Annotated in this window: 23 protein-coding genes and 1 pseudogene; 22 read left to right on the top strand and 2 right to left on the bottom strand. The window is 45.3% G+C overall.

The genetic code is table 11. The features are described from left to right. The first annotated feature begins 2 nt into the window (after window positions 1-2). The 9 genes from fmt (at window position 3) to spoVM (ending at window position 8,552) form a co-directional block, all read left to right on the top strand. Window positions 3-956, top strand: a complete 954-nt coding sequence (fmt, locus tag H7F27_RS12505; RefSeq protein ID WP_185847979.1) for a methionyl-tRNA formyltransferase — start codon at window positions 3-5, stop codon at window positions 954-956. After that, entirely contained in the window at window positions 943-2,286 is a 1,344-nt protein-coding gene (rsmB, locus tag H7F27_RS12500) for a 16S rRNA (cytosine(967)-C(5))-methyltransferase RsmB (protein WP_185847978.1), read from the top strand. Before fmt ends, rsmB begins: the two co-directional genes overlap by 14 nt. A 3-nt stretch (window positions 2,287-2,289) precedes the next feature. Then, a complete protein-coding gene (gene rlmN, locus H7F27_RS12495) occupies window positions 2,290-3,381 on the top strand; it encodes a dual-specificity RNA methyltransferase RlmN (RefSeq protein ID WP_024121361.1) in 1,092 nt (363 codons plus the stop codon). Between the two features lie 6 nt (window positions 3,382-3,387). Further along, window positions 3,388-4,152, top strand: a complete 765-nt coding sequence (gene prpC, locus H7F27_RS12490; RefSeq protein WP_024121362.1) for a protein-serine/threonine phosphatase PrpC — start codon at window positions 3,388-3,390, stop codon at window positions 4,150-4,152. Then, window positions 4,146-6,095: a Stk1 family PASTA domain-containing Ser/Thr kinase gene (pknB, locus tag H7F27_RS12485; protein WP_185847977.1), complete on the top strand. Its 1,950-nt coding sequence runs from the start codon at window positions 4,146-4,148 to the stop codon at window positions 6,093-6,095. The genes prpC and pknB overlap by 7 nt, the downstream gene beginning before the upstream one ends. Window positions 6,096-6,109: 14 nt before the next feature. After that, window positions 6,110-7,012 carry a ribosome small subunit-dependent GTPase A gene (gene rsgA, locus H7F27_RS12480; RefSeq protein WP_024121364.1) on the top strand — a complete coding sequence of 301 codons (903 nt, stop codon included), beginning with the start codon at window positions 6,110-6,112 and terminating at the stop codon, window positions 7,010-7,012. 3 nt (window positions 7,013-7,015) lie between these two features. Next, window positions 7,016-7,669, top strand: coding sequence for a ribulose-phosphate 3-epimerase (gene rpe, locus H7F27_RS12475; protein WP_185847976.1), 654 nt, complete (start codon window positions 7,016-7,018; stop codon window positions 7,667-7,669). Window positions 7,670-7,743: 74 nt separating this feature from the next. After that, window positions 7,744-8,388, top strand: coding sequence for a thiamine diphosphokinase (locus H7F27_RS12470; protein ID WP_101861203.1), 645 nt, complete (start codon window positions 7,744-7,746; stop codon window positions 8,386-8,388). A gap of 83 nt (window positions 8,389-8,471) precedes the next feature. After that, complete coding sequence (gene spoVM, locus H7F27_RS12465) at window positions 8,472-8,552, top strand: stage V sporulation protein SpoVM (protein ID WP_003221545.1); 81 nt, start codon at window positions 8,472-8,474, stop codon at window positions 8,550-8,552. 71 nt (window positions 8,553-8,623) lie between these two features. Here spoVM and rpmB read toward each other — a convergent pair whose 3' ends face one another. Continuing rightward, window positions 8,624-8,812, bottom strand: a complete 189-nt coding sequence (gene rpmB, locus H7F27_RS12460; protein ID WP_003221548.1) for a 50S ribosomal protein L28 — start codon at window positions 8,810-8,812, stop codon at window positions 8,624-8,626. A 278-nt stretch (window positions 8,813-9,090) separates the two neighbouring features. Between rpmB and H7F27_RS12455 the strand changes: the two genes are divergently transcribed. The 13 genes and pseudogenes from H7F27_RS12455 (at window position 9,091) to ftsY (ending at window position 24,149) form a co-directional block, all read left to right on the top strand. Beyond that, window positions 9,091-9,453, top strand: coding sequence for an Asp23/Gls24 family envelope stress response protein (locus tag H7F27_RS12455; RefSeq protein WP_024121367.1), 363 nt, complete (start codon window positions 9,091-9,093; stop codon window positions 9,451-9,453). Window positions 9,454-9,468: 15 nt separating this feature from the next. After that, window positions 9,469-11,127 carry a DAK2 domain-containing protein gene (locus H7F27_RS12450; RefSeq protein WP_103671402.1) on the top strand — a complete coding sequence of 553 codons (1,659 nt, stop codon included), beginning with the start codon at window positions 9,469-9,471 and terminating at the stop codon, window positions 11,125-11,127. Window positions 11,128-11,266: 139 nt separating this feature from the next. After that, window positions 11,267-11,929: an L-serine ammonia-lyase, iron-sulfur-dependent subunit beta gene (sdaAB, locus tag H7F27_RS12445; RefSeq protein ID WP_024121369.1), complete on the top strand. Its 663-nt coding sequence runs from the start codon at window positions 11,267-11,269 to the stop codon at window positions 11,927-11,929. 23 nt (window positions 11,930-11,952) lie between these two features. Continuing rightward, complete coding sequence (sdaAA, locus tag H7F27_RS12440; protein WP_185847975.1) at window positions 11,953-12,855, top strand: L-serine ammonia-lyase, iron-sulfur-dependent, subunit alpha; 903 nt, start codon at window positions 11,953-11,955, stop codon at window positions 12,853-12,855. Further along, window positions 12,833-14,881, top strand: coding sequence for an ATP-dependent DNA helicase RecG (gene recG, locus H7F27_RS12435; protein WP_024121371.1), 2,049 nt, complete (start codon window positions 12,833-12,835; stop codon window positions 14,879-14,881). Before sdaAA ends, recG begins: the two co-directional genes overlap by 23 nt. A gap of 107 nt (window positions 14,882-14,988) precedes the next feature. Then, window positions 14,989-15,555, top strand: a complete 567-nt coding sequence (fapR, locus tag H7F27_RS12430) for a transcription factor FapR (protein ID WP_095713823.1) — start codon at window positions 14,989-14,991, stop codon at window positions 15,553-15,555. A gap of 13 nt (window positions 15,556-15,568) precedes the next feature. Continuing rightward, window positions 15,569-16,567: a phosphate acyltransferase PlsX gene (gene plsX / locus H7F27_RS12425; protein WP_024121373.1), complete on the top strand. Its 999-nt coding sequence runs from the start codon at window positions 15,569-15,571 to the stop codon at window positions 16,565-16,567. A gap of 18 nt (window positions 16,568-16,585) precedes the next feature. Further along, window positions 16,586-17,539 (top strand): ACP S-malonyltransferase, encoded by a 954-nt coding sequence (gene fabD, locus H7F27_RS12420; RefSeq protein WP_095713824.1) that lies wholly within the window; start codon window positions 16,586-16,588, stop codon window positions 17,537-17,539. Beyond that, window positions 17,532-18,272 (top strand): 3-oxoacyl-[acyl-carrier-protein] reductase, encoded by a 741-nt coding sequence (fabG, locus tag H7F27_RS12415; RefSeq protein WP_024121375.1) that lies wholly within the window; start codon window positions 17,532-17,534, stop codon window positions 18,270-18,272. Before fabD ends, fabG begins: the two co-directional genes overlap by 8 nt. 83 nt (window positions 18,273-18,355) lie before the next feature. Further along, window positions 18,356-18,589 (top strand): acyl carrier protein, encoded by a 234-nt coding sequence (gene acpP, locus H7F27_RS12410; RefSeq protein ID WP_003154310.1) that lies wholly within the window; start codon window positions 18,356-18,358, stop codon window positions 18,587-18,589. Between the two features lie 139 nt (window positions 18,590-18,728). Then, window positions 18,729-19,478 carry a ribonuclease III gene (gene rncS, locus H7F27_RS12405; RefSeq protein ID WP_010334220.1) on the top strand — a complete coding sequence of 250 codons (750 nt, stop codon included), beginning with the start codon at window positions 18,729-18,731 and terminating at the stop codon, window positions 19,476-19,478. A 100-nt stretch (window positions 19,479-19,578) separates the two neighbouring features. Continuing rightward, window positions 19,579-23,140 (top strand): annotated as a pseudogene (gene smc, locus H7F27_RS12400) (chromosome segregation protein SMC). Window positions 23,141-23,159: 19 nt separating this feature from the next. Next, entirely contained in the window at window positions 23,160-24,149 is a 990-nt protein-coding gene (ftsY, locus tag H7F27_RS12395; protein ID WP_044155917.1) for a signal recognition particle-docking protein FtsY, read from the top strand. Window positions 24,150-24,189: 40 nt separating this feature from the next. Here ftsY and H7F27_RS12390 read toward each other — a convergent pair whose 3' ends face one another. After that, complete coding sequence (locus H7F27_RS12390; protein ID WP_101861207.1) at window positions 24,190-24,675, bottom strand: Ig-like domain-containing protein; 486 nt, start codon at window positions 24,673-24,675, stop codon at window positions 24,190-24,192. Window positions 24,676-24,789 lie beyond the last annotated feature (114 nt).

The following is a 24,789-nucleotide window of genomic DNA, read 5'->3' as shown; positions in this document are numbered from 1 at the left end:
TGATGACGAGAATCGTGTTTATGGGAACACCCGATTTTTCAGTTCCTGTTTTAAGAACCCTGATAGATGACGGATATGAAGTAGTGGGGGTCGTCACGCAGCCTGACCGTCCGAAGGGCAGAAAAAAAGTGCTCACGCCTCCGCCTGTAAAGGAAGAAGCTTTAAGTCACGGCATCCCGGTTCTTCAGCCTGAGAAAGTCAGACTGACAGAAGAAATAGAAAAGGTGCTGGCGTTACAACCGGATCTTATTGTGACGGCAGCGTTTGGGCAAATTCTGCCTAAAGAGCTACTCGACAGCCCTAAGTACGGATGCATTAATGTTCATGCGTCTCTGTTGCCTGAACTGAGAGGCGGGGCCCCTATCCATTATTCCATTCTCCAAGGAAAGAAAAAAACCGGAGTTACCATTATGTACATGGTGGAAAAATTAGATGCAGGCGATATGATTTCAAAAGTGGAAGTAGACATTGAAGAAACCGACAATGTCGGAACCCTGCACGATAAATTAAGCGTTGCTGGCGCGAAGCTTCTGTCTGAAACAGTTCCTCAAGTTATAGCCGGCGACATATCACCTGAAAAGCAGGATGACGAGAAAGCGACGTATGCGCCAAACATTAAAAGAGAACAAGAGCTGATTGACTGGTCCAGAGCAGGAGAAGAGCTTTATAATCAAGTTCGAGGTTTAAACCCATGGCCTGTTGCCTATACGACTTTAAATGGACAAAACCTGAAAGTGTGGGCGGCCAAGAAAACAGCGGCGCCGGCAAAAGCCGAGCCCGGCACAGTCATTGCTATTGAAAAAGAAGGAATTATCGTGGCCACAGGAAACGATACGGCACTGTTATTAACAGAACTGCAGCCTGCCGGCAAAAAACGCATGCGAGGCGAAGACTTCGTCCGTGGCGCTCATGTTGAGACAGGTGATATGTTAGGAGTGCACAATGAAAACAAATAGCGTTCGTGATATTGCGCTGGAGGCGCTGGTCAAATTAGAACAAAATCAGGCATACAGTAACCTGCTTTTGAAATCGGTTATTAAATCCAATAAACTGAGCGATCAGGACCGGGGGCTTTTGACTGAACTAGTGTACGGTACATTGCAAAACAAAATCGCGCTGGATTATATGCTCAAGCCGTTTATCAACAAGCCGCAAAAGGTGAAGCCGTGGGTTATCCAGCTTCTCCGCCTGTCCCTATATCAAATGGAATATTTAGAAAAAATCCCGGACCGGGCAGTCATCCATGAAGCGGTAGAGATTGCTAAAAACCGCGGGCATAAAGGCATTGCCTCATTTGTCAACGGCGTGCTTCGCTCTATTCAGCGCGAAGGAGTCCCTTCCTTTGACGCCATCGAAGATCCTGTTCTCCGGCTTGCGACAGAAACAAGCCATCCCGAATGGCTCGTGAAAGAGTGGGCAGACGCATACGGATTTGATGCGGCTGAAAAGATTTGCCGCATTCATCTCATTCCGCCTAAGCAAACGCTGCGTGTCAATCAAATGAAAACAGACAGAGCGGAGATACTTGATCAAATGGCAGCTGAAGGAATCGAAGCAGAAAAAGGCGATCTCGCCGAGGATGCTGTGAAGCTTGTAAAGGGAACAATCGCCGGAACTCACTTCTTCCAGACCGGTGAAGTGTCCATCCAGGATGAAAGCTCCATGCTGGTTGCCCGGGCCCTTGACCCTAAGCCAGGTGAAACGGTGCTTGATGCGTGCGCAGCGCCGGGCGGAAAGTCAGCCCATATCGCTGAATTAATGGAGAACAAGGGAAGTGTGACATCGCTTGACCTTCACAAACATAAAGTGAAGCTGATCAAAGAAGCGTCAGAACGGCTTGGCCTTTCCATTATTGATGCGAAAACAATGGACGCGAGAAAAGCGGGAGAAACGTTTAAAAGTGAACAGTTTGACCGTATTTTGGTTGACGCTCCATGCTCAGGCTTTGGCGTGATCAGAAGAAAGCCGGATATGAAGTACACCAAAACCCCGAATGACAGCTCCCGGCTTGCTGAAATCCAGCTGTCTATCTTAAGGGAAATTGCGCCATTAGTAAAAAAAGGTGGCACTCTTGTCTACAGTACGTGTACAATGGATCGGACAGAAAATGAAGAAGTTATCCATGCTTTTATACAAGAACATCCTGATTTTGAACCCGATTTGTCTCTTGAAAAGCGGCTGCCCGAAAAGGCGAGACCCTTTGTTCGGGATGGGAGGCTTCAAATCCTTCCGCATTATTTCGGAACAGATGGTTTCTTTATTTGCAGCATGAGAAAGAAGGGATAAGCAATGACAGAACTTAAAAAAACAAAGATCAGAAAAGAATTGCGGACAGAGCGTCCTTCAATTTATTCTTTTGAATTAGACGAAATCAAACAATGGCTGACAGACAACGGAGAGAAACCGTTCCGCGCGGCACAGATTTTTGAATGGCTTTACGAAAAACGAGTATCTTCTTTTGACGAAATGACAAACCTGTCAAAGGATCTGCGTGAGAAATTAAACACTCATTTCGTATTAACGACGCTGAAAACAGCAGTTAAACAAACTTCTCAAGATGGTACGATGAAGTTTTTATTCGAGCTTCACGACGGTTATACAATCGAAACCGTTTTAATGAGACACGAGTATGGTAATTCTGTATGTGTAACGACACAAGTCGGCTGCCGCATTGGCTGCACATTCTGCGCATCAACGCTCGGCGGCTTAAAACGAAATCTTGAAGCGGGCGAAATTGTCGCTCAAGTGGTGAAAGTTCAAAAAGCGCTGGATGAAACGGATGAACGCGTCAGCTCTGTCGTCATCATGGGAATTGGCGAACCATTTGATAACTTTAACGAAATGCTTGCCTTCTTAAAAATCATTAACCATGATAAGGGACTGAATATAGGAGCCCGCCATATTACTGTTTCTACAAGCGGAATCATCCCGAAAATTTACGAATTCGCTGATCAGCAAATGCAGATTAACTTTGCGATTTCTCTGCACGCGCCAAATACAGAAATCAGAAGCCGTTTGATGCCGATTAACAGAGCGTACAAGCTGCCTGATTTAATGGAAGCCGTTAAATATTACATTAATAAAACAGGACGCCGGATCAGCTTTGAATACGGTCTGTTCGGCGGCGTAAATGATCAGGTCGAGCACGCTGAAGAGCTTGCAGACTTGCTGGAAGGCGTAAAATGCCACGTGAACTTGATTCCGGTAAACTATGTGCCTGAACGGGATTACGTCCGCACACCGCGCGAGCAGATTTTTGCTTTTGAGAAAACGCTGAAATCCCGCGGAGTAAATGTCACGATCCGAAGAGAGCAAGGCCATGACATTGACGCAGCCTGCGGTCAGCTTCGCGCGAAGGAGCGTCAAGACGAGACGAGGTGATGAGGGTTGTTAACAGCCTTAAAAACAGATACAGGGAAAATCCGCCAGCATAATGAAGATGATGCGGGTATTTTTAAGGGGAAAGACGATTTTGTATTAGCGGTTGTCGCTGATGGCATGGGCGGCCATCTTGCTGGAGATGTTGCAAGCAAGATGGCTGTGAAAGCCATGGGAGAGAAATGGAATGAGGCAGATACGGTTCCTGCGGCGCCGTCAGAGTGTGAAGAGTGGCTCATTGAACAGATTCTCGCGGTAAACAGTAAGATTTACGATCATGCCCAAGCGCACGAAGAATGCCAAGGCATGGGAACAACCATTGTATGCGCTCTTTTTACAGGCAAAACGGTTTCCGTTGCTCATATAGGCGACAGCAGATGCTATTTGCTTCAGGACGATCTTTTCGTTCAGGTGACAGAGGATCATTCTCTTGTGAATGAACTGGTTCGCACCGGTGAAATCTCCAGAGAAGATGCTGAGCATCATCCGCGCAAAAATGTGCTGACGAAGGCGCTCGGAACAGATCAATCTGTCAGTATTGACGCACGTTCTTTCGAAATTGAACCCGGAGACAAACTCCTTTTATGTTCTGATGGACTGACGAATAAAGTGGAAGTCACTGAATTAAAAGACATCCTGCAAAGCGATTCAGCTCCTCAGGAAAAAGTAAACCTGCTTGTGGACAAAGCCAATGAGAATGGCGGGGAAGACAATATTACAGCAGTTTTGCTTGAGCTTGCTTTACATGTTGAAGAGGGTGAAGATCAGTGCTAATCGGCAAGCGAATCAGCGGGCGTTACCAGATTCTCCGTGCCATAGGCGGCGGGGGAATGGCCAACGTTTATTTAGCTGAGGACATTATTCTTGATCGTGAAGTCGCAATCAAAATCCTGCGGTTTGACTATGTGAATGACAATGAGTTTATCAGGCGTTTCCGAAGAGAAGCCCAATCGGCATCAAGCCTTGATCACCCGAATATTGTCAGCATTTATGATTTGGGCGAGGAAGATGATATCTACTATATTGTCATGGAATACGTAGAGGGCATGACGCTAAAAGAATACATAACAGCAAATGGGCCGCTTCACCCCAAAGAAGCGCTCAGCATCATGGAGCAAATTGTCTCAGCCATTGCCCATGCCCACCAAAATCATATTGTCCACAGGGATATTAAACCGCATAACATTTTGATCGACCATATGGGCAATATCAAAGTAACGGATTTTGGAATTGCGACTGCACTGACTTCGACAACAATCACCCACACCAATTCTGTGCTGGGCTCAGTCCATTATTTATCCCCCGAACAGGCGCGGGGCGGTCTGGCCACAAAAAAATCAGATATTTATGCACTTGGGATTGTCTTATTTGAGCTGTTAACCGGCCGAATCCCGTTTGATGGAGAATCGGCTGTCAGCATCGCCTTAAAGCATCTTCAGGCTGAAACCCCTTCAGCGAAAAGGTGGAATCCCTCAGTACCCCAAAGCGTTGAAAACATCATATTAAAGGCAACCGCCAAAGATCCTTTTCATCGCTATGAAACTGCTGAAGATATGGAAGAAGATATTCGAACAGCTTTTGACGCGGACAGGCTCAACGAAAAGAAATTTACGATTCAAGATGATGAAGAAATGACGAAAGCGATTCCGATTATTAAGGATGCAGAGCTTGCGAAAGCTTCTAATGAAACCGAAGCTGACATGACATTTCCTCAAGAAAACCAAACGAAGAAAAAAGCTAAGAGAAAAAAATGGCCGTGGATTTTGCTCACCATATGCCTGATTTTTATCACGGCAGGAGTTCTCGCCGTCACTGTTTTTCCTTCTCTTTTTATGCCTAAGGATGTCAAAATACCCGATGTAGCAGGGATGGAATATGAGAAAGCGGCAGATCTTCTAGAAAAAGAAGGCTTGCAGGTAGATTCAGACGTTTTGGAAATCTCAGATGAGAAGATCGAAGAAGGCCTGATGGTCAAAACCGATCCTAAAGCCGAGTCCACTGTTAAAGAAGGAGCAACGGTTACGCTTTATAAGAGTACAGGTAAAGCAAAAAAGCAGATCGGTGATGTGACGGACCAATCAGTCGACAAGGCAAAAAAAGTGTTAAAGGAACAGGGCTTTAAAAATGTAACGGTGGATGAAGTAAATAATGATGAGAAAGACGCCGGCACTGTCATAGACCAGAATCCGTCAGCAGGGACCGAACTTGTGCCGGACGAAGATCAAGTTAAGCTCACAGTCAGCATCGGGCCGGAAGATATTACGCTCAGAGATTTAAAAACATACAGTAAAGAAGCAGCCTCAGGATATCTGGAAGATAACGGGCTCAAGCTGGTGGAAAAAGAAGCGTACTCAAATGACGTTCCGGAAGGACAGGTTGTCAAACAAAAACCGGCAGCGGGAACGGCGCTAAAGCCGGGAAATGAGGTCGAAGTGACATTTTCTCTCGGACCTGAGAAAAAACCGGCGAAAACAGTGAAAGAAAAAGTCAAGATTCCATATGAGCCTGAAAACGAAGGGGACGAGCTGGAGGTGCAAATCGCGATTGACGACGCGGACCACAGCATTTCTGACACTTACGAACATTTTAAGATTAAAGAGCCCGTAGAACGGACGATCGAACTGAAGATTGAACCTGGCCAAAAAGGGTACTATCAAGTGATGGTAAATAATAAAGTCGTCAGCTACAAAACAATTGAGTATCCGAAAGATGAATAACAAGGAGGGAAAATATGCCTGAGGGCAAAATTATTAAAGCGCTTAGCGGCTTTTATTACGTACTGGATGAATCAGAGGATTCAAATAACGGAAAAGTTATACAATGCAGAGGAAGAGGCATTTTCAGAAAAAATAAAATCACCCCTTTGGTCGGTGATTATGTTGTTTATCAAGCTGAAAATAATAAAGAAGGATATCTTCTAGAGATTAAAGAAAGAACCAATGAACTTATCAGGCCGCCGATCTGCAACGTTGATCAAGCGGTGCTTGTTTTCTCGGCGATGCAGCCATCTTTCAGCACAGCATTGCTCGACCGTTTCTTGGTTCTCGTAGAAGCGAATGACATCCAGCCGATTATTTGTATTACAAAAATGGATTTAATTGAAGATCAACATACACAAAAGCTCATTCAAGCGTATGCTGAAGACTACCGGAATATTGGCTATGACGTGTATCTTACCTCTTCAAAGGACCAAGACAGTTTAACGGAGATCATCCCGCATTTCCGCGGCAAAACAACGGTCTTTGCCGGTCAGTCTGGGGTTGGCAAATCCTCGCTTCTCAACGCGATCAGTCCCGAGCTGGGTTTGAGAACAAACGAGATTTCCGAGCATTTAGGCCGCGGGAAGCACACAACCCGCCATGTGGAGCTCATTCACACGTCCGGAGGTCTGGTTGCGGATACGCCGGGTTTCAGCTCTCTTGAGTTTACAGACATAGAAGAAGGAGAGCTGGGCTACACTTTCCCTGACATCAGAGAAAAAAGCGCATCATGCAAATTCAGAGGGTGTTTGCATTTGAAAGAGCCGAAATGTGCAGTCAAACAAGCTGTTGAAGAAGGGGAATTAAAGCAGTACCGCTACGACCATTATGTTGAATTTATTACAGAGATCAAAGACAGAAAGCCGAGGTATTAGATCATGGTAAAGATTGCACCTTCTATTCTTTCAGCTGATTTTGCCGCTTTAGGCAAAGAGATTCAAGATGTAGAAAAAGGCGGAGCCGATTACATTCATGTTGATGTCATGGACGGCCATTTTGTCCCGAATATTACGATTGGGCCGCTGATTGTAGAAGGAATTCGTCCGGTGACGAAACTGCCCCTGGATGTACATTTAATGATTGAAGAGCCGGATCGTTATATCCCGGCTTTCGCAAAAGCTGGAGCAGATATCCTGTCTGTACATGCCGAAGCCTGTCCGCACCTTCACCGGACAATCCAGCTTATGAAAGAGCAGGGTGTAAAAGCTGGCGTTGTCCTGAATCCGCATACACCTGTTCAAGTAATTGAGCATATTTTTGAAGAACTTGATCTCGTTCTCTTAATGACGGTGAACCCTGGATTTGGCGGACAGAAATTTATTCATTCTGTTCTTCCGAAAATAAAAGAAGTGAAACGAATGGCAGAGGAAAAAGGGAAACATGATCTGCTAATTGAAGTAGACGGCGGCGTCAACAAAGAAACAGCCCCGCTAGTCATCGAAGCGGGCGCAAATTTACTTGTTGCCGGTTCTGCTGTTTATGGCCAAACTGATCGCGAAAAAGCTATTTCTGAGATAAGAGGAAGCAAATAAGCAGCAGGAGAAAGAGCCGGGCGCATTTAGCCCGAGCTCTTTTTCCTGTACCCAGAAGCAGAAAGGAAAAAGAGATGAGAAAAATCAATATCGTTGCGGGAGGCCCAAAAGATTTGATCCCTGACCTGACTGGTTATACGGCTGATCACACGATCTGGGTCGGGGTTGACAAGGGCACAGTCACGCTTTTAGATGCCGGCATCATTCCTGATGAAGCTTTCGGAGATTTTGACAGCATTACGGAGCAGGAACGCCGGCAAATCGAAAAAGCCGCGCCCGCTCTCCATGTGTACCAGGCAGAAAAAGATCAAACTGATTTAGACCTCGCTCTTGATTGGGCCCTGGAAAAGCAGCCGGATGTCATTCAGATCTTCGGTATTACGGGAGGCAGAGCAGATCACTTTTTAGGAAATATTCAGCTGCTGTACAGGGGAGTAAAAACAAATTCGAAAATGAAGCTTATAGACAAACAGAATGATATTCAGATGTTCTCTCCAGGCGAATATTCTCTTCTTATCGATCAAAACAAACGGTATATCTCCTTCATCCCATTTACAGAAGAAGTGGATGAGCTGACTCTCATCGGTTTTAAATATCCGCTAAATAAGTGTCATATTACGCTTGGTTCAACACTATGTATTAGTAACGAACTCATTCATTCACGAGGTACTTTTTCGTTTGCGAAAGGCATATTAATAATGATAAGAAGCACGGATTAGCTTCTGCTTTCACTCATTTGTTGAAATTAATGAACCTTAAAGCGATGAACAGGCGGTTACGGGACTTATAGGAGGGGACAAAAATGAAATTTTACACCATTAAATTGCCGAAGTTTTTAGGAGGAATTGTCCGGGCGATGCTGGGCTCATTTAGAAAAGATTAAAGCCCAGGGGTTCAAGCCCCCTTTCACCACATAAAAACGCCTGCCACATATCAGGGCAGGCGTTCATTTTGTTATACACGCTCAACTTTACCGGATTTCAAAGCTCGAGCAGATACATATACTTTTTTAGGTTTTCCGTTCACAAGGATACGAACCTTTTGAAGATTCGCGCCCCAAGTGCGCTTAGAAGCGTTCATTGCGTGAGAACGGTTATTCCCAGCTGTTGTTTTTTTACCTGTGATAACGCATTTACGTGCCATTTGTTTCCCTCCTCACTTGCACAAAACATCTACTTTTTCACTTTCATATGTTCTTAGATGCTTTCGATATGGATACTTTAAATAATTTACCACAGCTAAAAAACGTTTGCAACTATTGTTTCATCATCTTTCAAGAAAATTCACTTGACATCTTGCGCAAACAGCGGCGCTATAGTATATGTAAAGAGACGTGCAGCGTTTGTCGCGTCTTTTCTTTTCATAATGGAATTCATATAGTAGAATAGCTGTAACTCTATGCATTCGAAGGAGGAACTAGTGTGTCCATTGAATTAAGAACGAAATACGGGCAGATTGATATATCGAATGAAGTCATTGCAATGGTTGCCGGCGGCGCTGCGATTGACTGTTACGGCATCGTTGGAATGGCCTCTAAAAACCAAATTAAAGACGGACTGACTGAAATCCTTCGGAAAGAGAATTTCAGCAGAGGTGTTCAAGTTCGCCAAGAAGCAGAACAGATACATATTGACATGTATATCATTGTCAGCTACGGCACAAAAATTTCTGAAGTGGCACATAACGTCCAAACAAAAGTAAAGTACACAGTAAATCAAACAGTCGGACTTGCAGTGGACTCTGTCAATATTTATGTCCAAGGCGTACGAGTGACGAACCCGTAGTTAGGAGGAGTAGGATTGTCTATCAGAACATTAGACGGCAGAACCTTTGCCGAGATGATTCTTGCAGGTGCACAGAATCTGTCGCAAAACGCGAGTGCGGTTGACGCGCTCAACGTGTTTCCGGTGCCGGACGGTGATACGGGAACAAACATGAACCTGTCAATGACTTCCGGGGCAAGAGAAGTGGAGCATTTGGAGACAACTGATATCGGTAAAGTGGGCTCCGCGTTATCTAAAGGATTGCTCATGGGGGCAAGAGGGAATTCTGGAGTCATCCTGTCCCAATTGTTCCGAGGATTCAGTAAAAGCATTGAAACAAAAAAAGAAATTAATGCAAAAGAGTTTGCCGCCGCGCTGCAAGCCGGTGTCGATATGGCTTACAAAGCAGTCATGAAGCCTGTGGAGGGCACCATCTTAACAGTTGCAAAAGATGCTGCGAAACAAGCGGTGGCCCTGGCGGAAAAAGAAACCGATATCATTGCGCTGATGACATCGGTGACAAAGGAAGCTGAGGCATCCTTAAATCGGACACCGGAATTGCTACCTGTCCTGAAGGAAGTAGGAGTCGTTGACAGCGGAGGCAAAGGCCTGCTTTGTGTGTATGAAGGTTTCCTCGCTTCATTAAAAGGAGAGACCGTTCCTGAGAAAACCGTTCTTCCGTCACTTGATGACATGGTCAGCGCAGAGCATCATAAGAGTGCGCAGAGCATGATGAATACAGATGATATTGAATTCGGTTTCTGTACAGAAGTGATGGTAAGGCTCGATCAGAATAAAAGAGAATTTGATGAAGGCACATTCAGAAATGACCTCAGCCAATTTGGTGATTCTCTTTTGGTTATTGCAGACGAGTCTCTGGCGAAGGTTCATATTCATGCTGAAGAGCCGGGAAACGTGTTAAACTACGCTCAAAATTACGGTGAATTAATAAAAATCAAAATTGAAAACATGAGAGAGCAGCACACTTCCATCATCAGCCAGGGCAGCGAGCCTGCTCACAGCGAGAAAGCGGCAAAGCAGCCGTACGGCATTGTGACTGTTGCGATGGGAGAAGGCATTTCTGATTTATTCAAAAGCATTGGCGCTTCCGTTGTGATTGAAGGCGGCCAGACGATGAATCCAAGCACTGAGGATATTGTCGATGCTGTAAGATCTGTAAATGCAGACACTGTGTTTATCTTACCGAATAACTCCAACATTATCATGGCTGCCAATCAAGCCGCAAGTGTGATAGGCGATAAGGTTTTTGTCATTCCTGCCAAAACGGTTCCGCAAGGGATGTCAGCGCTGCTGGCATTTAATCCGGATCAAGAGCCTGAAGCAAATGAAGCCAATATGCTAAGTGCCATTCAGCAAGTAAAAAGCGGACAGGTGACATACTCAGTCAGGGATACTCATATTGACGGGCAAGACATAAAAAAAGGCGACTTTATGGGAATTCTGAATGGAACGATTATCGGCAGTGCTGAAGATCAGCTGGGTGCTGCAAAAATGCTCTTGTCAGAAATGATCGGAGAAGAGGACGAAATTGTCACCATTCTTTATGGAGAAGATGCGTCTCAAGAAGAAGCTGAAGAGCTTGAAGCGTTTCTCAACGACAAGTACGAAGAGATTGAGGTTGAAATCCACAACGGAAAACAGCCGCTGTATTCGTATATAGTTTCTGCAGAATAGAAGGGCAAATTGCCCTTCTATTCTTATGTCTGCTTTTAAGTGCGGCAGCGCTGTAACGCGCCCGCTTGCCATTTTATATCCGATCAATTAGTCTAGAAGCAAAGCCGCTTATAAGCTCTGATTCATAAGGAGGAATAGCATGAAATACAGAAGCGTTTTTGATATTATCGGCCCGGTTATGATCGGTCCGTCCAGTTCGCATACAGCAGGAGCGGCGAGAATCGGGAGAGTGGCCAGAAGTTTATTTGGCAGAGAGCCTGAGCGCATCGTTGTGTCCTTTTACGGCTCTTTTGCTGAAACATATAAGGGTCACGGCACAGATGTGGCAATCATCGGCGGTCTGCTTGATTTTGATACATTTGACGAACGGATTAAAACTGCTATACAAATTGCAGAAGATAAAGGAATTGATATAGAGTTTCGAGTCGAAGACGCTGTTCCGGTTCACCCGAACACAGCTCGAATCAGCATTTCTGATGAAAAGGGAGAACTTGAACTGACGGGAATTTCGATAGGCGGAGGAAAAATTGAAATCACAGAATTAAACGGCTTTGAGCTCCGTCTGTCTGGAAACCACCCTGCCATTCTAGTTGTCCATAATGACAAGTTTGGCACCATTGCAGGAGTTGCCAATGTCCTTGCGAAATTCTCAATCAACGTCGGCCATATGGAAGTCGCCCGCAAGGATATTGGTCAGCTTGCGCTGATGACAATAGAAGTGGATCAAAATATTGACGATGATGTTCTCGATGAGCTGTCGAAGCTGCCGAACATTATTCAAGTGACAAAGATTGCTGACTAGCGAAGGGTCAGGAGGAGCCAGTTATGTTTCGTAATGTAAAAGAATTAATTGAGATAACGATAGAAAAGCAAATGTCCATTTCTGACATTATGATCGCTCAAGAGATGGAAGTAACAGAAAAAACAAAAGAAGAAATTTTTCAGCAGATGGATCACAATCTGACTGTTATGGAAGCGGCGGTTCAGAAAGGGCTTGAAGGGGTTACGAGTCAAACGGGCTTAACAGGCGGGGATGCCGTTAAATTACAGGCCTACATTCGATCTGGAAAAAGCCTGTCGGGAGCGCTGATTTTAGACGCGGTATCGAAAGCTGTGGCAACAAATGAAGTGAATGCCGCCATGGGAACAATCTGTGCGACACCGACAGCCGGATCTGCGGGTGTAGTGCCGGGTACGTTATTTGCCGTGAAAGAAAAACTGAACCCCACAAGAGAACAAATGATCCGCTTTTTATTTACGGCCGGAGCTTTCGGCTTTGTCGTAGCAAATAATGCAAGTATTTCCGGTGCGGCCGGCGGGTGTCAGGCAGAGGTAGGATCTGCCTCGGGCATGGCAGCTGCGGCAATTGTTGAAATGGCAGGCGGAACACCTGAGCAAAGTGCGGAGGCCATGGCCATTACATTAAAAAATATGCTCGGCCTTGTGTGTGATCCTGTTGCGGGCCTTGTTGAAGTGCCTTGTGTGAAGCGGAATGCAATGGGCGCATCAAACGCGATGATTGCTGCTGATATGGCATTAGCAGGCATTACAAGCCGGATTCCATGTGACGAGGTCATCGATGCGATGTATAAAATCGGCCAAACGATGCCCACTGCCCTTAGAGAAACAGGCCAGGGCGGTTTAGCGGCCACACCGACGGGAAGAGAATTAGAGAAAAAAATATTCGGAGGAGCGCTGGGTTCAAGTGAAACAACATCAGCAAACTAGTATAGCCAACATTAAGGGCATTGGGCCGGAAACAGAAAAAACATTAAATGAACTCGGTATTTATGACATTTCTGATCTTCTGAATTATTTCCCTTATCGCTATGATGACTACGAGCTGAGGGATTTAGAAGAAGTACAGCATGATGAAAGAGTCACAGTTGAAGGGAAGGTTCATTCAGAGCCTTCTCTTACCTATTACGGAAAAAAACGAAACAGGCTGACATTTCGCCTTCTTGTCGGCCATTATTTAATCACTGCCATTTGTTTTAACCGTCCTTATTTAAAGAAAAAGCTTTCGCTGGGCTCTGTTGTGACGATTTCCGGTAAATGGGACAAGCACCGTCAGACCATTTCTGTTCAGGAATTAAAAAATGGGCCGCATCAAGAGGATAAAAGCATTGAACCAGTTTATTCCGTGAAAGAAAATGTCACCGTCAAAATGATGAGACGTTTTATTCAGCACGGGCTGACACAATATGCGGACTCAATACCTGATCCTCTCCCGGAAAATCTTAAAATTCGCTATAAGCTGCCGGACTATCATCAAGCGTTAAAAGCGATGCACCAGCCAGAAACAAGAGAAGCATTAAAGCTGGCCAGACGCCGATTCGTTTACGAAGAATTTTTATTATTTCAGTTGAAAATGCAGGCGTTCCGAAAGGCGGAAAGAGAGCAGTCGCAAGGGATACGGCAGCGTTTTTCAAACGAAGAACTCATGACATTTGTCAAAAGCCTCCCGTTTCCTCTCACCAACGCCCAGTCCCGCGTGCTTCGCGAAATAACAGCAGACATGTCTTCCCCATACAGAATGAACCGTCTTCTTCAAGGAGACGTCGGATCAGGAAAAACGGCAGTCGCTGCCATCGCGCTTTATGCGGCCATTTTATCCGGATATCAGGGAGCGCTTATGGTTCCGACAGAAATTCTTGCTGAACAACATGCTGATTCCCTTGTTTCACTGTTTGAAAAGTGGGATGTCAATGTCGCCCTTCTGACAAGCTCTGTAAAAGGGAAGCGCCGAAGGGAATTGCTTGAGCGGCTTGGTGCGGGAGAGATTGATATTCTTGTAGGAACCCATGCTTTAATCCAGGATGAGGTCGAGTTTAAAGCGCTAAGTCTTGTCATCACGGATGAGCAGCACCGATTTGGAGTTGAACAGCGGAAGAAGCTTCGGAACAAAGGGCAGGATCCCGATGTTCTCTTTATGACAGCCACTCCGATTCCGAGAACCCTGGCGATTACTGTTTTCGGTGAAATGGATGTCTCCGTCATTGATGAGATGCCGGCGGGGCGGAAACAAATCGAGACCTATTGGGTGAAACATGACATGCTGGACCGCATTCTGGCATTCGTCGAAAAAGAATTAAAGCAGGGCAGACAGGCATATATTATCTGTCCGCTGATCGAAGAATCAGACAAGCTTGATGTGCAAAACGCTATAGATGTATACAATATGCTTTCTGAGGTTTTCCGTGGAAAATGGAACGTCGGCCTTATGCACGGAAAACTGCATTCCGATGAAAAAGATCAGGTGATGAGGGAATTCAGCGCGAATACGTGTCAAATTCTCGTATCAACCACTGTTGTTGAAGTCGGAGTGAATGTCCCGAATGCAACGATTATGGTCATTTACGACGCCGATCGCTTTGGTTTGTCCCAGCTTCACCAGCTGCGCGGCCGTGTAGGCCGCGGCGAGCACCAATCTTACTGCATTCTTATGGCTGATCCGAAATCAGAAACAGGAAAAGAACGGATGAGAATCATGTCGGAAACCAATGACGGCTTTGAACTGTCTGAAAAGGATTTGGAACTGAGAGGCCCGGGAGATTTCTTTGGAAAAAAACAAAGCGGAATGCCTGATTTTAAGGTGGCGGACATGGTTCATGATTACAGAGCGCTTGAAACGGCAAGGCAGGACGCTGCAAATCTGGTGGCTTCGGAAGCGTTCTGGAACGATCCTGAATATGGGGCGCTAAGAGAGCATTTGCTGAAAAGCGGAGTCATGGACGGGGAAAAATTGAGCTGAGGTAAGAAGTTTTTGGTGTTTAGCCAGAAACAATCATTGCATTCCAATCTATGAAATTATATACTACTATTAGTACCTAGTCTTAATTTGCCGGATGGTGTTTAGATATGAGAAGAAATAAGAAAGAACGCCAGGAATTACTTCAGCAGACGATCAAAGCAACCCCATTTATTACAGATGAAGAATTAGCGGGAAAATTCGGAGTTAGCATTCAGACGATTCGTTTGGACCGCTTGGAGCTTTCCATACCGGAGCTAAGAGAAAGAATTAAGAACGTGGCAGAGAAAACGCTTGAAGATGAAGTGAAGTCCCTGTCACTAGACGAAGTCATCGGAGAAATTATTGACCTTGAGCTGGATGATCAGGCGATTTCTATTTTAGAAATAAAACAGGAGCATGTATTCAGCCGGAATCAAATTGCGAGAGGACACCATTTATTTGCTCAGGCGAATTCTTTGGCCGTTGCAATTATAGATGACGAATTGGCGCTGACTGCAAGTGCAGACATCCGCTTTACCAGGCAGGTAAAGCAGGGTGAGCGCGTCGTTGCGAAAGCGAAAGTGACGGCGGTTGAGAAAGATAAAGGAAGAACGGTTGTCGAAGTGAACAGCTATGTTGCAGAGGAAATTGTTTTTTCTGGACATTTTGACATGTACCGTTCAAAACATTCATAAAGGTGGAGCATGCATGAGAATAGCTGTAGATGCAATGGGAGGAGACCACGCTCCCAAAGCTGTTATTGACGGAGTTATGAAGGGTATAGAGTCATTTGATGATCTTCATATTACACTTGTCGGTGACAAGACAACAATAGAATCGTATTTAACAACATCATCAGACCGCATCACGGTGCTGCACGCAGATGAAGTGATTGAGCCTACGGACGAACCGGTCCGCGCCGTGCGGAGAAAAAAGAACTCCTCTATGGTCCTGATGGCGCAGGAAGTTGCAGAAGGCAGAGCTGACGCCTGCATTTCAGCAGGAAATACCGGCGCGCTAATGACAGCCGGCCTGTTTATTGTGGGAAGAATTAAAGGAATTGACCGCCCTGCGCTTGCACCGACACTGCCGACTGTATCAGGCGGCGGATTTCTGCTCCTTGATGTCGGCGCCAATGTAGATGCCAAGCCTGAGCATCTCGTTCAATACGCCATTATGGGTTCTGTTTATTCCCAGCAAGTCCGAGGCGTGACTTCACCGAGAGTCGGACTTTTGAATGTCGGAACAGAAGATAAAAAAGGAAACGAATTGACGAAGCAGACGTTCCAATTATTAAAAGAGGCAAACATCAACTTTATTGGAAACGTGGAAGCACGGGACCTTTTAGACGATGTAGCAGATGTCGTAGTAACGGACGGATTTACCGGGAATGTTACACTCAAAACGCTTGAAGGCTCTGCGATGTCCATTTTTAAAATGATGAAAGAAGCGCTCACGTCAAACTTTACGTCTAAGCTTGCGGCCGCTGTGCTGAAGCCGAAGATGAAGGAAATGAAAATGAAAATGGATTATTCCGAATACGGCGGAGCAAGTCTTTTCGGTTTGAAAGCGCCGGTAATCAAGGCACACGGCTCTTCTGATGCCCGTGCGGTTTACCATGCGATCCGCCAAGCCAGAGAGATGGTCAGCCAAAACATGGCTGCGCTCATTCAGGAAGAAGTAAAAGAAGAAAAAACAGATGAATAGTCTGGAGGTTTTTACATCATGAGTAAGATTGCATTTTTATTCCCTGGTCAGGGATCTCAATTTATCGGCATGGGGAAAGAGCTTTATGATCAGGTTCCAGCTGCAAAACGTCTGTTCGATGAAGCGGACGAAACATTGGAAACAAAGCTCAGCTCACTGATTTTTGAAGGTGATGCCAAAGAATTAACCCTTACATACAATGCGCAGCCTGCTTTGCTGACGACTAGCATGGCTGTGCTTGAAAAATTTAAAGAATCAGGCATTACACCTGATTTCACAGCCGGACACAGCCTTGGAGAATATTCTGCACTGGTGGCGGCTGGCGCAATGAGCTTTAAAGACGCTGTTTATACTGTCAGAAAACGCGGTGAGTTCATGAACGAAGCGGTGCCGGCCGGAGAAGGAGCGATGGCTGCCATTCTCGGCATGGATGCCGACGCATTGAAACAAGTAACCGATAAAGTCACTGAGGATGGCCACCTTGTGCAGCTTGCCAACCTCAACTGTCCCGGACAAATCGTTATTTCCGGAACGGCAAAAGGAGTAGAGCTTGCATCTGAACAGGCAAAAGAGAACGGCGCTAAACGTGCGATTCCGCTTGACGTAAGCGGTCCGTTCCATTCTGAACTGATGAAGCCTGCTGCTGATAAGCTGAAGGAAGTCTTGGACTCCTGTGAACTGAAAGACGCAGACGTGCCGGTGATCTCAAATGTTTCTGCAGATGTGATGACAGATAAGGCAGACATTAAAGAGAAACTCATTGAGCAGCTGTACTCCCCGGTTCGTTTTGAGGAAACTGTTAACAAGCTGATCGCAGAGGGTGTTACGACGTTTATTGAAATCGGTCCCGGCAAAGTGCTTTCAGGCCTTGTGAAAAAAGTAAACAGACGCTTAAAAACCATTGCCGTATCAGACCCGGAAACGATTGAACTGGCAATTCAAACGCTTAAGGAGGAGAATGAGAATGCTTAATGAAAAAACAGCTGTTGTCACTGGCGCATCCCGCGGAATCGGCCGTTCAATCGCCCTTGACTTGGCCAAAAACGGTGCAAACGTTGTCGTTAACTACTCAGGCAGCGAAGCGAAAGCAAATGAAGTCGTAGATGAAATCAAATCAATGGGCAGAAAAGCGATTGCTGTCAAAGCCGATGTATCAAATCCTGAAGATGTACAAAACATGATAAAAGAAGCGATTTCTGTTTTCTCTACGATTGACATTCTAGTGAACAACGCCGGAATTACAAAAGACAATCTCATCATGAGGATGAAAGAAGATGAGTGGGATGATGTTATTAACATTAACCTGAAGGGTGTTTTCAACTGCACGAAAGCTGTGACAAGACAAATGATGAAGCAGCGATCAGGCCGGATTATTAACGTATCGTCTATCGTCGGCGTCAGCGGAAATCCTGGACAAGCCAACTACGTGGCTGCAAAAGCAGGTGTGATCGGCTTAACAAAATCTTCAGCTAAAGAGCTCGCAAGCCGCAACATCACAGTTAATGCGATTGCGCCTGGATTTATCTCAACTGATATGACAGATAAACTTGCTAAAGACGTTCAAGATGAAATGCTGAAACAAATTCCGCTCGCTCGCTTTGGCGATCCCGGCGATGTCAGCAGCGTCGTCACGTTTCTTGCTTCAGAGGGAGCGCGTTACATGACAGGCCAGACGCTTCATATTGACGGCGGAATGGTAATGTAAGTTTTTTCTCGAAAATTTCATCATAGTTACTCTAGTTTTTTAAAAACGAATCCACTATAATACTTGAGGGGAGGTGAATTGCTATGGCAGATACATTAGAGCGTGTAACGAAAATCATCGTAGATCGCCTTGGCGTTGATGAAGCAGACGTCAAACTTGAAGCTTCTTTCAAGGAAGACTTAGGTGCTGATTCCCTGGATGTAGTTGAGCTTGTTATGGAACTTGAAGACGAGTTTGATATGGAAATTTCTGACGAAGATGCTGAAAAGATTGCAACAGTCGGCGACGCTGTGAACTACATACAAAACCAGCAATAAGCTGATGCTAAAAGTCCCGCCGAAACGCGGGGCTTTAGCCCTTTATTCGTGCAGTTATTACAGCATGCCGCTTTTACGCGCGCTGTATCCGGTTTAGTCAGAGAAGCGCGGTGAACCTGATGTGCCTATGGAGGTTACTATGTCAAAACACTCACATTATAAAGATAAGAAAAAGTTCTATAAAAAAATAGAACAATTTAAAGAGTTTCAAGAACGGATCTCGGTTCACTTTCAAAATGAAAAGCTTTTGTATCAAGCATTTACACATTCATCTTATGTGAATGAGCATCGGAAAAAGCCGTATGAAGATAATGAAAGGCTTGAATTTTTAGGTGACGCTGTTTTGGAACTGACGATCTCCAGATTCTTATTTGCCAAGTATCCGGCTATGAGTGAAGGAGATTTGACGAAATTGAGAGCCGCGATTGTATGCGAACCGTCTCTCGTTTCATTGGCTCACGAACTGTCATTCGGCGATCTTGTCCTATTAGGGAAAGGCGAGGAAATGACGGGCGGCAGAAAACGCCCTGCACTTTTGGCGGATGTCTTCGAAGCATTTATCGGAGCCTTGTATCTTGACCAGGGATTAGAGCCGGTCGAAAGTTTCTTAAAAGTCTATGTGTTCCCTAAAATAAACGATGGTGCTTTTTCTCATGTGATGGATTTTAAAAGCCAGCTGCAGGAATACGTGCAGCGGGACGGCAAGGGCTCGCTGGAGTATAAAATATCCAACGAAAAAGGACCTGCCCATAACCGTGAATTCGAAGCCATCGTATCTCTAAAAGGTGAACCACTCGGAGTCGGAAACGGCCGTTCAAAGAAAGAAGCCGAACAGCACGCTGCTCAGGAAGCTCTAGCTAAATTGCAAAAACACCATACGAAACAATAAAATCCCCCTAAGTTATAAGGGGGATTTCAGTATGTTTGCCGTCTTATTTCATCCATGTTTATGATAAAATTGAAATACTTATTACATAAGGAGGATCGCTATGTTCCTCAAACGTTTAGACGTTATAGGATTTAAATCATTTGCAGAACGGATTTCCGTTGATTTTGTAAAAGGCGTCACTGCGGTTGTCGGCCCGAACGGAAGCGGAAAAAGCAATATCACAGACGCTATTCGCTGGGTTCTTGGAGAACAATCAGCACGTTCCCTTCGCGGCGGGAAAATGGAAGATATTATTTTTGCCGGCAGTGATTCGAGAAAACGGTTAAATCTTGCCGAAGTTACACTTACGCTTGATAATGACGATCATTTTTTGCCGATTGACTTCCATGAGGTCAGTGTCACAAGACGTGTGTACAGATCTGGCGAGAGTGAATTTTTAATTAACAATCAGCCGTGCCGCTTAAAAGATATTATTGATTTATTTATGGACTCAGGACTTGGAAAAGAAGCATTTTCGATTATCAGCCAAGGGAAAGTGGAAGAAATCCTGAGCAGCAAAGCGGAGGATCGCCGCAGTATCTTTGAAGAAGCAGCAGGGGTGCTCAAGTACAAAACGAGAAAGAAAAAAGCAGAAAACAAGCTGTTTGAAACCCAGGATAATTTAAACCGGGTAGAAGATATATTACATGAGCTGGAAGGCCAGGTTGAACCTCTTAAAATACAGGCCTCAATCGCGAAAGACTACCTGGAGAAAAAGAAAGAGCTTGAGCACGTTGAAATTGCGCTGACCGCTTACGATATTGAAGAGCTGCACGCCAAATGGTCAAGCCTTCAGGAGAAAGTGCAAGCCGCTAAGGAAGAAGAGCTTGCTGAATCGTCTGCTATTTCAGCAAAAGAAGCGAAAATTGAAGATGCGCGGGATAAAATTCAAGCGCTCGATGAATCAGTGGACGAGCTCCAGCAAGTCTTGCTTGTGACAAGTGAGGAGCTTGAAAAGCTGGAAGGGCGCAAAGAAGTACTGAAAGAACGCAAAAAAAAACGCTGTGCAAAACCGAGAGCAGCTTGAAGAAGCCATCGTACAGTTTCAGCAAAAAGAAGCTGTGCTGAAAGAAGATCTTGCGAAGCAGGAAGCTGTTTTCGAAACGCTTCAGACAGAAGTGAAAGATTTAAAAGCACAGGTGAAGGAAAAGCAGCAGGCTCTCAGTCTTCATAATGAAAATGTCGAAGAGAAAATTGAACAGCTGAAAAGCGATTACTTTGAGCTGTTAAACAGCCAGGCGTCGATTCGCAATGAGCTCCAGCTGCTTGATGACCAGATGTCCCAATCAGCCGTTACCCAGCAGAGGCTAGCTGATAATAATGAAAAGCATCTGCAGGAACGGCGCGATATTTCCGCCCAAAAAGCTGCATGTGAAACCGAGTTTGCGCGCATAGAGCAGGAGATTCACAGCCAAGTCGGCGCGTATCGTGAAATGCAGGTCAAATACGAGCAGAAAAAGCGTCAATATGAGAAAAATGAATCTGCTCTTTACCAAGCATACCAATACGTCCAGCAGGCGAGATCGAAAAAAGACATGCTTGAGACGATGCAGGGAGATTTCTCCGGCTTTTATCAAGGTGTTAAAGAGGTGCTGAAAGCGAAAGAGCGGCTTGGCGGTATTCGCGGGGCAGTCCTTGAGCTGATTTCAACAGAACAAAAGTATGAAACGGCCATTGAAATCGCACTCGGAGCTTCAGCACAGCATGTCGTGACCGATGATGAACAGTCCGCACGTAAAGCGATTCAATATTTGAAACAAAATTCGTTCGGCCGGGCGACATTTCTGCCGCTTTCTGTCATCAAAGACCGTCAGCTTCAAAGCAGAGACGCGGCAACTGCGGAGCAGCACCCGTCATTTCTCGGGGTTGCCAGTGATCTTGTCACATTTGATCCGGCGTATCGCCGTATCATTCAAAACCTGCTTGGCACCGTTCTGATTACAGAGCATTTAAAAGGTGCAAATGAGCTTGCGAAGCTGCTTGGACACCGTTACCGTATTGTTACTCTCGAGGGCGATGTCGTGAATCCTGGAGGTTCAATGACGGGGGGCGCCGTTAAAAAGAAAAACAACTCCCTGCTAGGAAGAAGCCGGGAACTAGAGGATGTCACCCAGCGGCTCGCTGAGATGGAAGAAAAAACAGTGCAGCTTGAACAAGAGGTCAAAACCCTTAAGCAATCCATTCAGGAGATGGAGAAAAAACTGGCTGAATTAAGAGAGGCCGGGGAAGGCTTAAGAGTAAAGCAGCAGGATGTGAAAGGCCAGCTGTATGAGCTTCAAGTCGCTGAGAAGAATATCAATACTCACTTAGAGCTCTATGATCAAGAAAAATCAGCTCTGTCAGAAAGCGATCAAGAGAAGAAAGCGCGCAAACGCGAGCTGGAAGAAAAGCTTTCTTCCGTATCCGAAAAGATGAAACAGCTTGAAGAGAATATTGATAGACTGACAAAACAAAAACAGACACAGTCCTCTACAAAAGAGTCTCTCTCCAATGAGCTGACTGAGCTGAAGATCGCAGCAGCGAAAAAAGAGCAAGCATGTAAGAGCGAAGAGGACAACCTCGCTAGATTAAAGAAAGAGCTCCAAGAAACAGAGCTTGCTTTAAAAGAGACGAAAGAGGACCTAAGCTTCTTAACGTCAGAAATGTCATCAAGCACAAGCGGCGAAGAAAAACTGGAAGAGGCCGCGAAACATAAATTGAATGACAAAACAAAAACAATTGAATTGATTGCGTTAAGGCGTGACCAGAGGATCAAACTTCAGCAGGGGCTTGATACGTATGAGCGCGAGCTGAAAGAAATGAAGCGCCTGTATAAACAAAAAACAACGCTCTTAAAAGACGAAGAAGTAAAACTAGGCCGAATGGAAGTCGAGCTTGATAATTTGCTGCAATACTTGCGGGAAGAATACAGCTTGTCCTTTGAGGGAGCTAAAGAGAAATACCAGCTTGAAACAGATCCTGAGGAAGCACGAAAGCGCGTGAAGCTGATTAAACTCGCAATAGAAGAGCTTGGGACGGTAAACCTCGGAAGCATAGATGAGTTTGAGAGGGTTAACGAACGCTATCAATTCTTGTCAGAGCAAAAAGAAGATTTAACAGAAGCAAAAAATACCCTGTTCCAAGTGATTGAGGAAATGGACGAAGAGATGACGAAACGCTTTAACGACACATTCGTCCAAATCCGCTCACACTTTGATCAAGTCTTCCGCTCCTTATTCGGAGGAGGACGAGCGGAATTAAGGCTTACCGATCCGAATGATCTGCTGCATTCCGGGGTAGAAATTATCGCGCAGCCGCCGGGAAAAAAACTGCAAAACTTAAACCTTTTGTCTGGCGGAGAGCGTGCGCTTACTGCTATTGCGCTCTTATTCTCAATTTTAAAGGTGCGCCCTGTGCCGTTTTGTGTTCTAGACGAGGTAGAAGCCGCGCTTGACGAAGCAAATGTGTTCCGGTTTGCGCAGTATTTGAAAAAATACAGTGCCGATACCCAGTTTATTGTGATTACCCACAGAAAAGGCACTATGGAGGAAGCCGATGTGCTTTACGGCGTGACAATGCCGGAATCAGGTGTTTCTAAGGTCATCTCAGTGAAGCTGGAAGAGACAAAAGAATTCGTTCAGTAACGAGGAAAGAGGTTATAAGATGAGTTTTTTTAAAAAATTAAAAGAGAAAATCACAAAGCAGACAGATTCCGTATCTGAAAAGTTTAAGGACGGCCTTGAAAAGACGAGAAACTCCTTTCAAAACAAAGTGAATGATCTCGTGTCCCGTTACCGTAAAATTGATGAGGACTTCTTCGAAGAGCTTGAAGAGGTTCTGATCAGTGCTGATGTCGGTTTTACAACGGTTATGGAGCTGATAGACGAGCTCAAGAAAGAAGTGAAGCGCAGAAATATTCAAGATCCGCAGGAAGTGCAGTCTGTTATTTCTGAAAAGCTGGTGGAGATTTATAACAGCGGAGACGAACAAATTTCTGAGCTGAACATTCAGGAAGGGCGTTTAAATGTCATTCTCCTGGTCGGCGTAAATGGAGTCGGCAAAACGACAACGATCGGAAAGCTTGCTCATAAACTAAAGCAAGAAGGAAAGTCTGTTGTACTCGCTGCCGGAGACACTTTCAGAGCAGGAGCGATTGAACAGCTTGAAGTATGGGGAGAACGTACGGGTGTGCCTGTCATTAAGCAGGCGGCCGGCAGCGATCCTGCGGCTGTCATCTATGATGCTGTTCACGCTGCCAAAGCGAGAGAAGCAGATGTATTGATTTGTGATACGGCAGGGCGTCTTCAAAATAAGGTAAACCTGATGAAGGAGCTCGAAAAGGTGAAGCGCGTTATCGAAAGAGAAGTGCCCGAAGCGCCTCATGAGGTGCTGCTCGCCCTTGATGCCACGACTGGACAAAACGCAATGGCACAGGCGAAGGAGTTCTCTAAAGCAACAAACGTTACAGGAATTGCTTTAACAAAGCTTGACGGCACTGCAAAAGGCGGCATTGTCCTTGCGATTCGCAACGAGCTTCATATTCCGGTTAAATTAGTCGGCTTAGGAGAAAAAGTTGATGATCTTCAGGAGTTTGACGCTGAATCTTACGTATACGGGCTCTTTTCAGATTTAGTGGAAAAAGCGGAGGATTAAAAAGACAGACAGCCCCCAAAAGCATTGGGGGGCTGTTTTGTTATCGTCTCACTTGATAGGCGAAATGATAAAGGCTGTTATCAGTGGATAGCAATCTCGCATCACCTGAATAAACCCTGAATGGAATAATGTCATAGTAATGAACGGAAACAGATGTGTAATACGTGTAGTATCCAGCAGCAGGTCCTAAATACATTGGAACGTTAAACTTTCCGTTTTCATCAGTTGTTCCCGCAGCTGTCTGTGTTGTATTCCCGACTTTTGTATCTGCTTCGAAGCTGACTGGTGTGTTTGGCACTGGCGCTCCATTTTCGTCGAGCAATGTACCGCTTATCGTAATATTGTACTTGACTCGCCAAAATTGGCCCTGTCCGTAATTGATTTTGCCGTACACGCCTCCGTCCGTGCTAATATTTGAGATGGAGGCCCTATAAGGGGCTCCGGCCGCAGCTGCTTGCTGGGCGGGAAAAATAAATGGTAACACGGCAGCCAAGCATAACATAACCAACAAACCGATTTTTTTCATGAGAATCCTCCTTTAAAGTGGGGTTCATATACAATATCGGAATAAATTAGAAGATGTTTAGTTAATATTGGAAAAAAGTGATCATTGCTTTGACAAGATAAAAACTTGACACTC

Origin of the sequence: Bacillus sp. PAMC26543 (genome assembly GCF_014250375.1) — a bacterium.
GTDB classification, from domain to species: domain Bacteria; phylum Bacillota; class Bacilli; order Bacillales; family Bacillaceae; genus Bacillus; species Bacillus halotolerans.
Note: the sequence above shows the minus strand (reverse complement) of the source record. Positions and strands in the feature narration are given on the sequence as shown.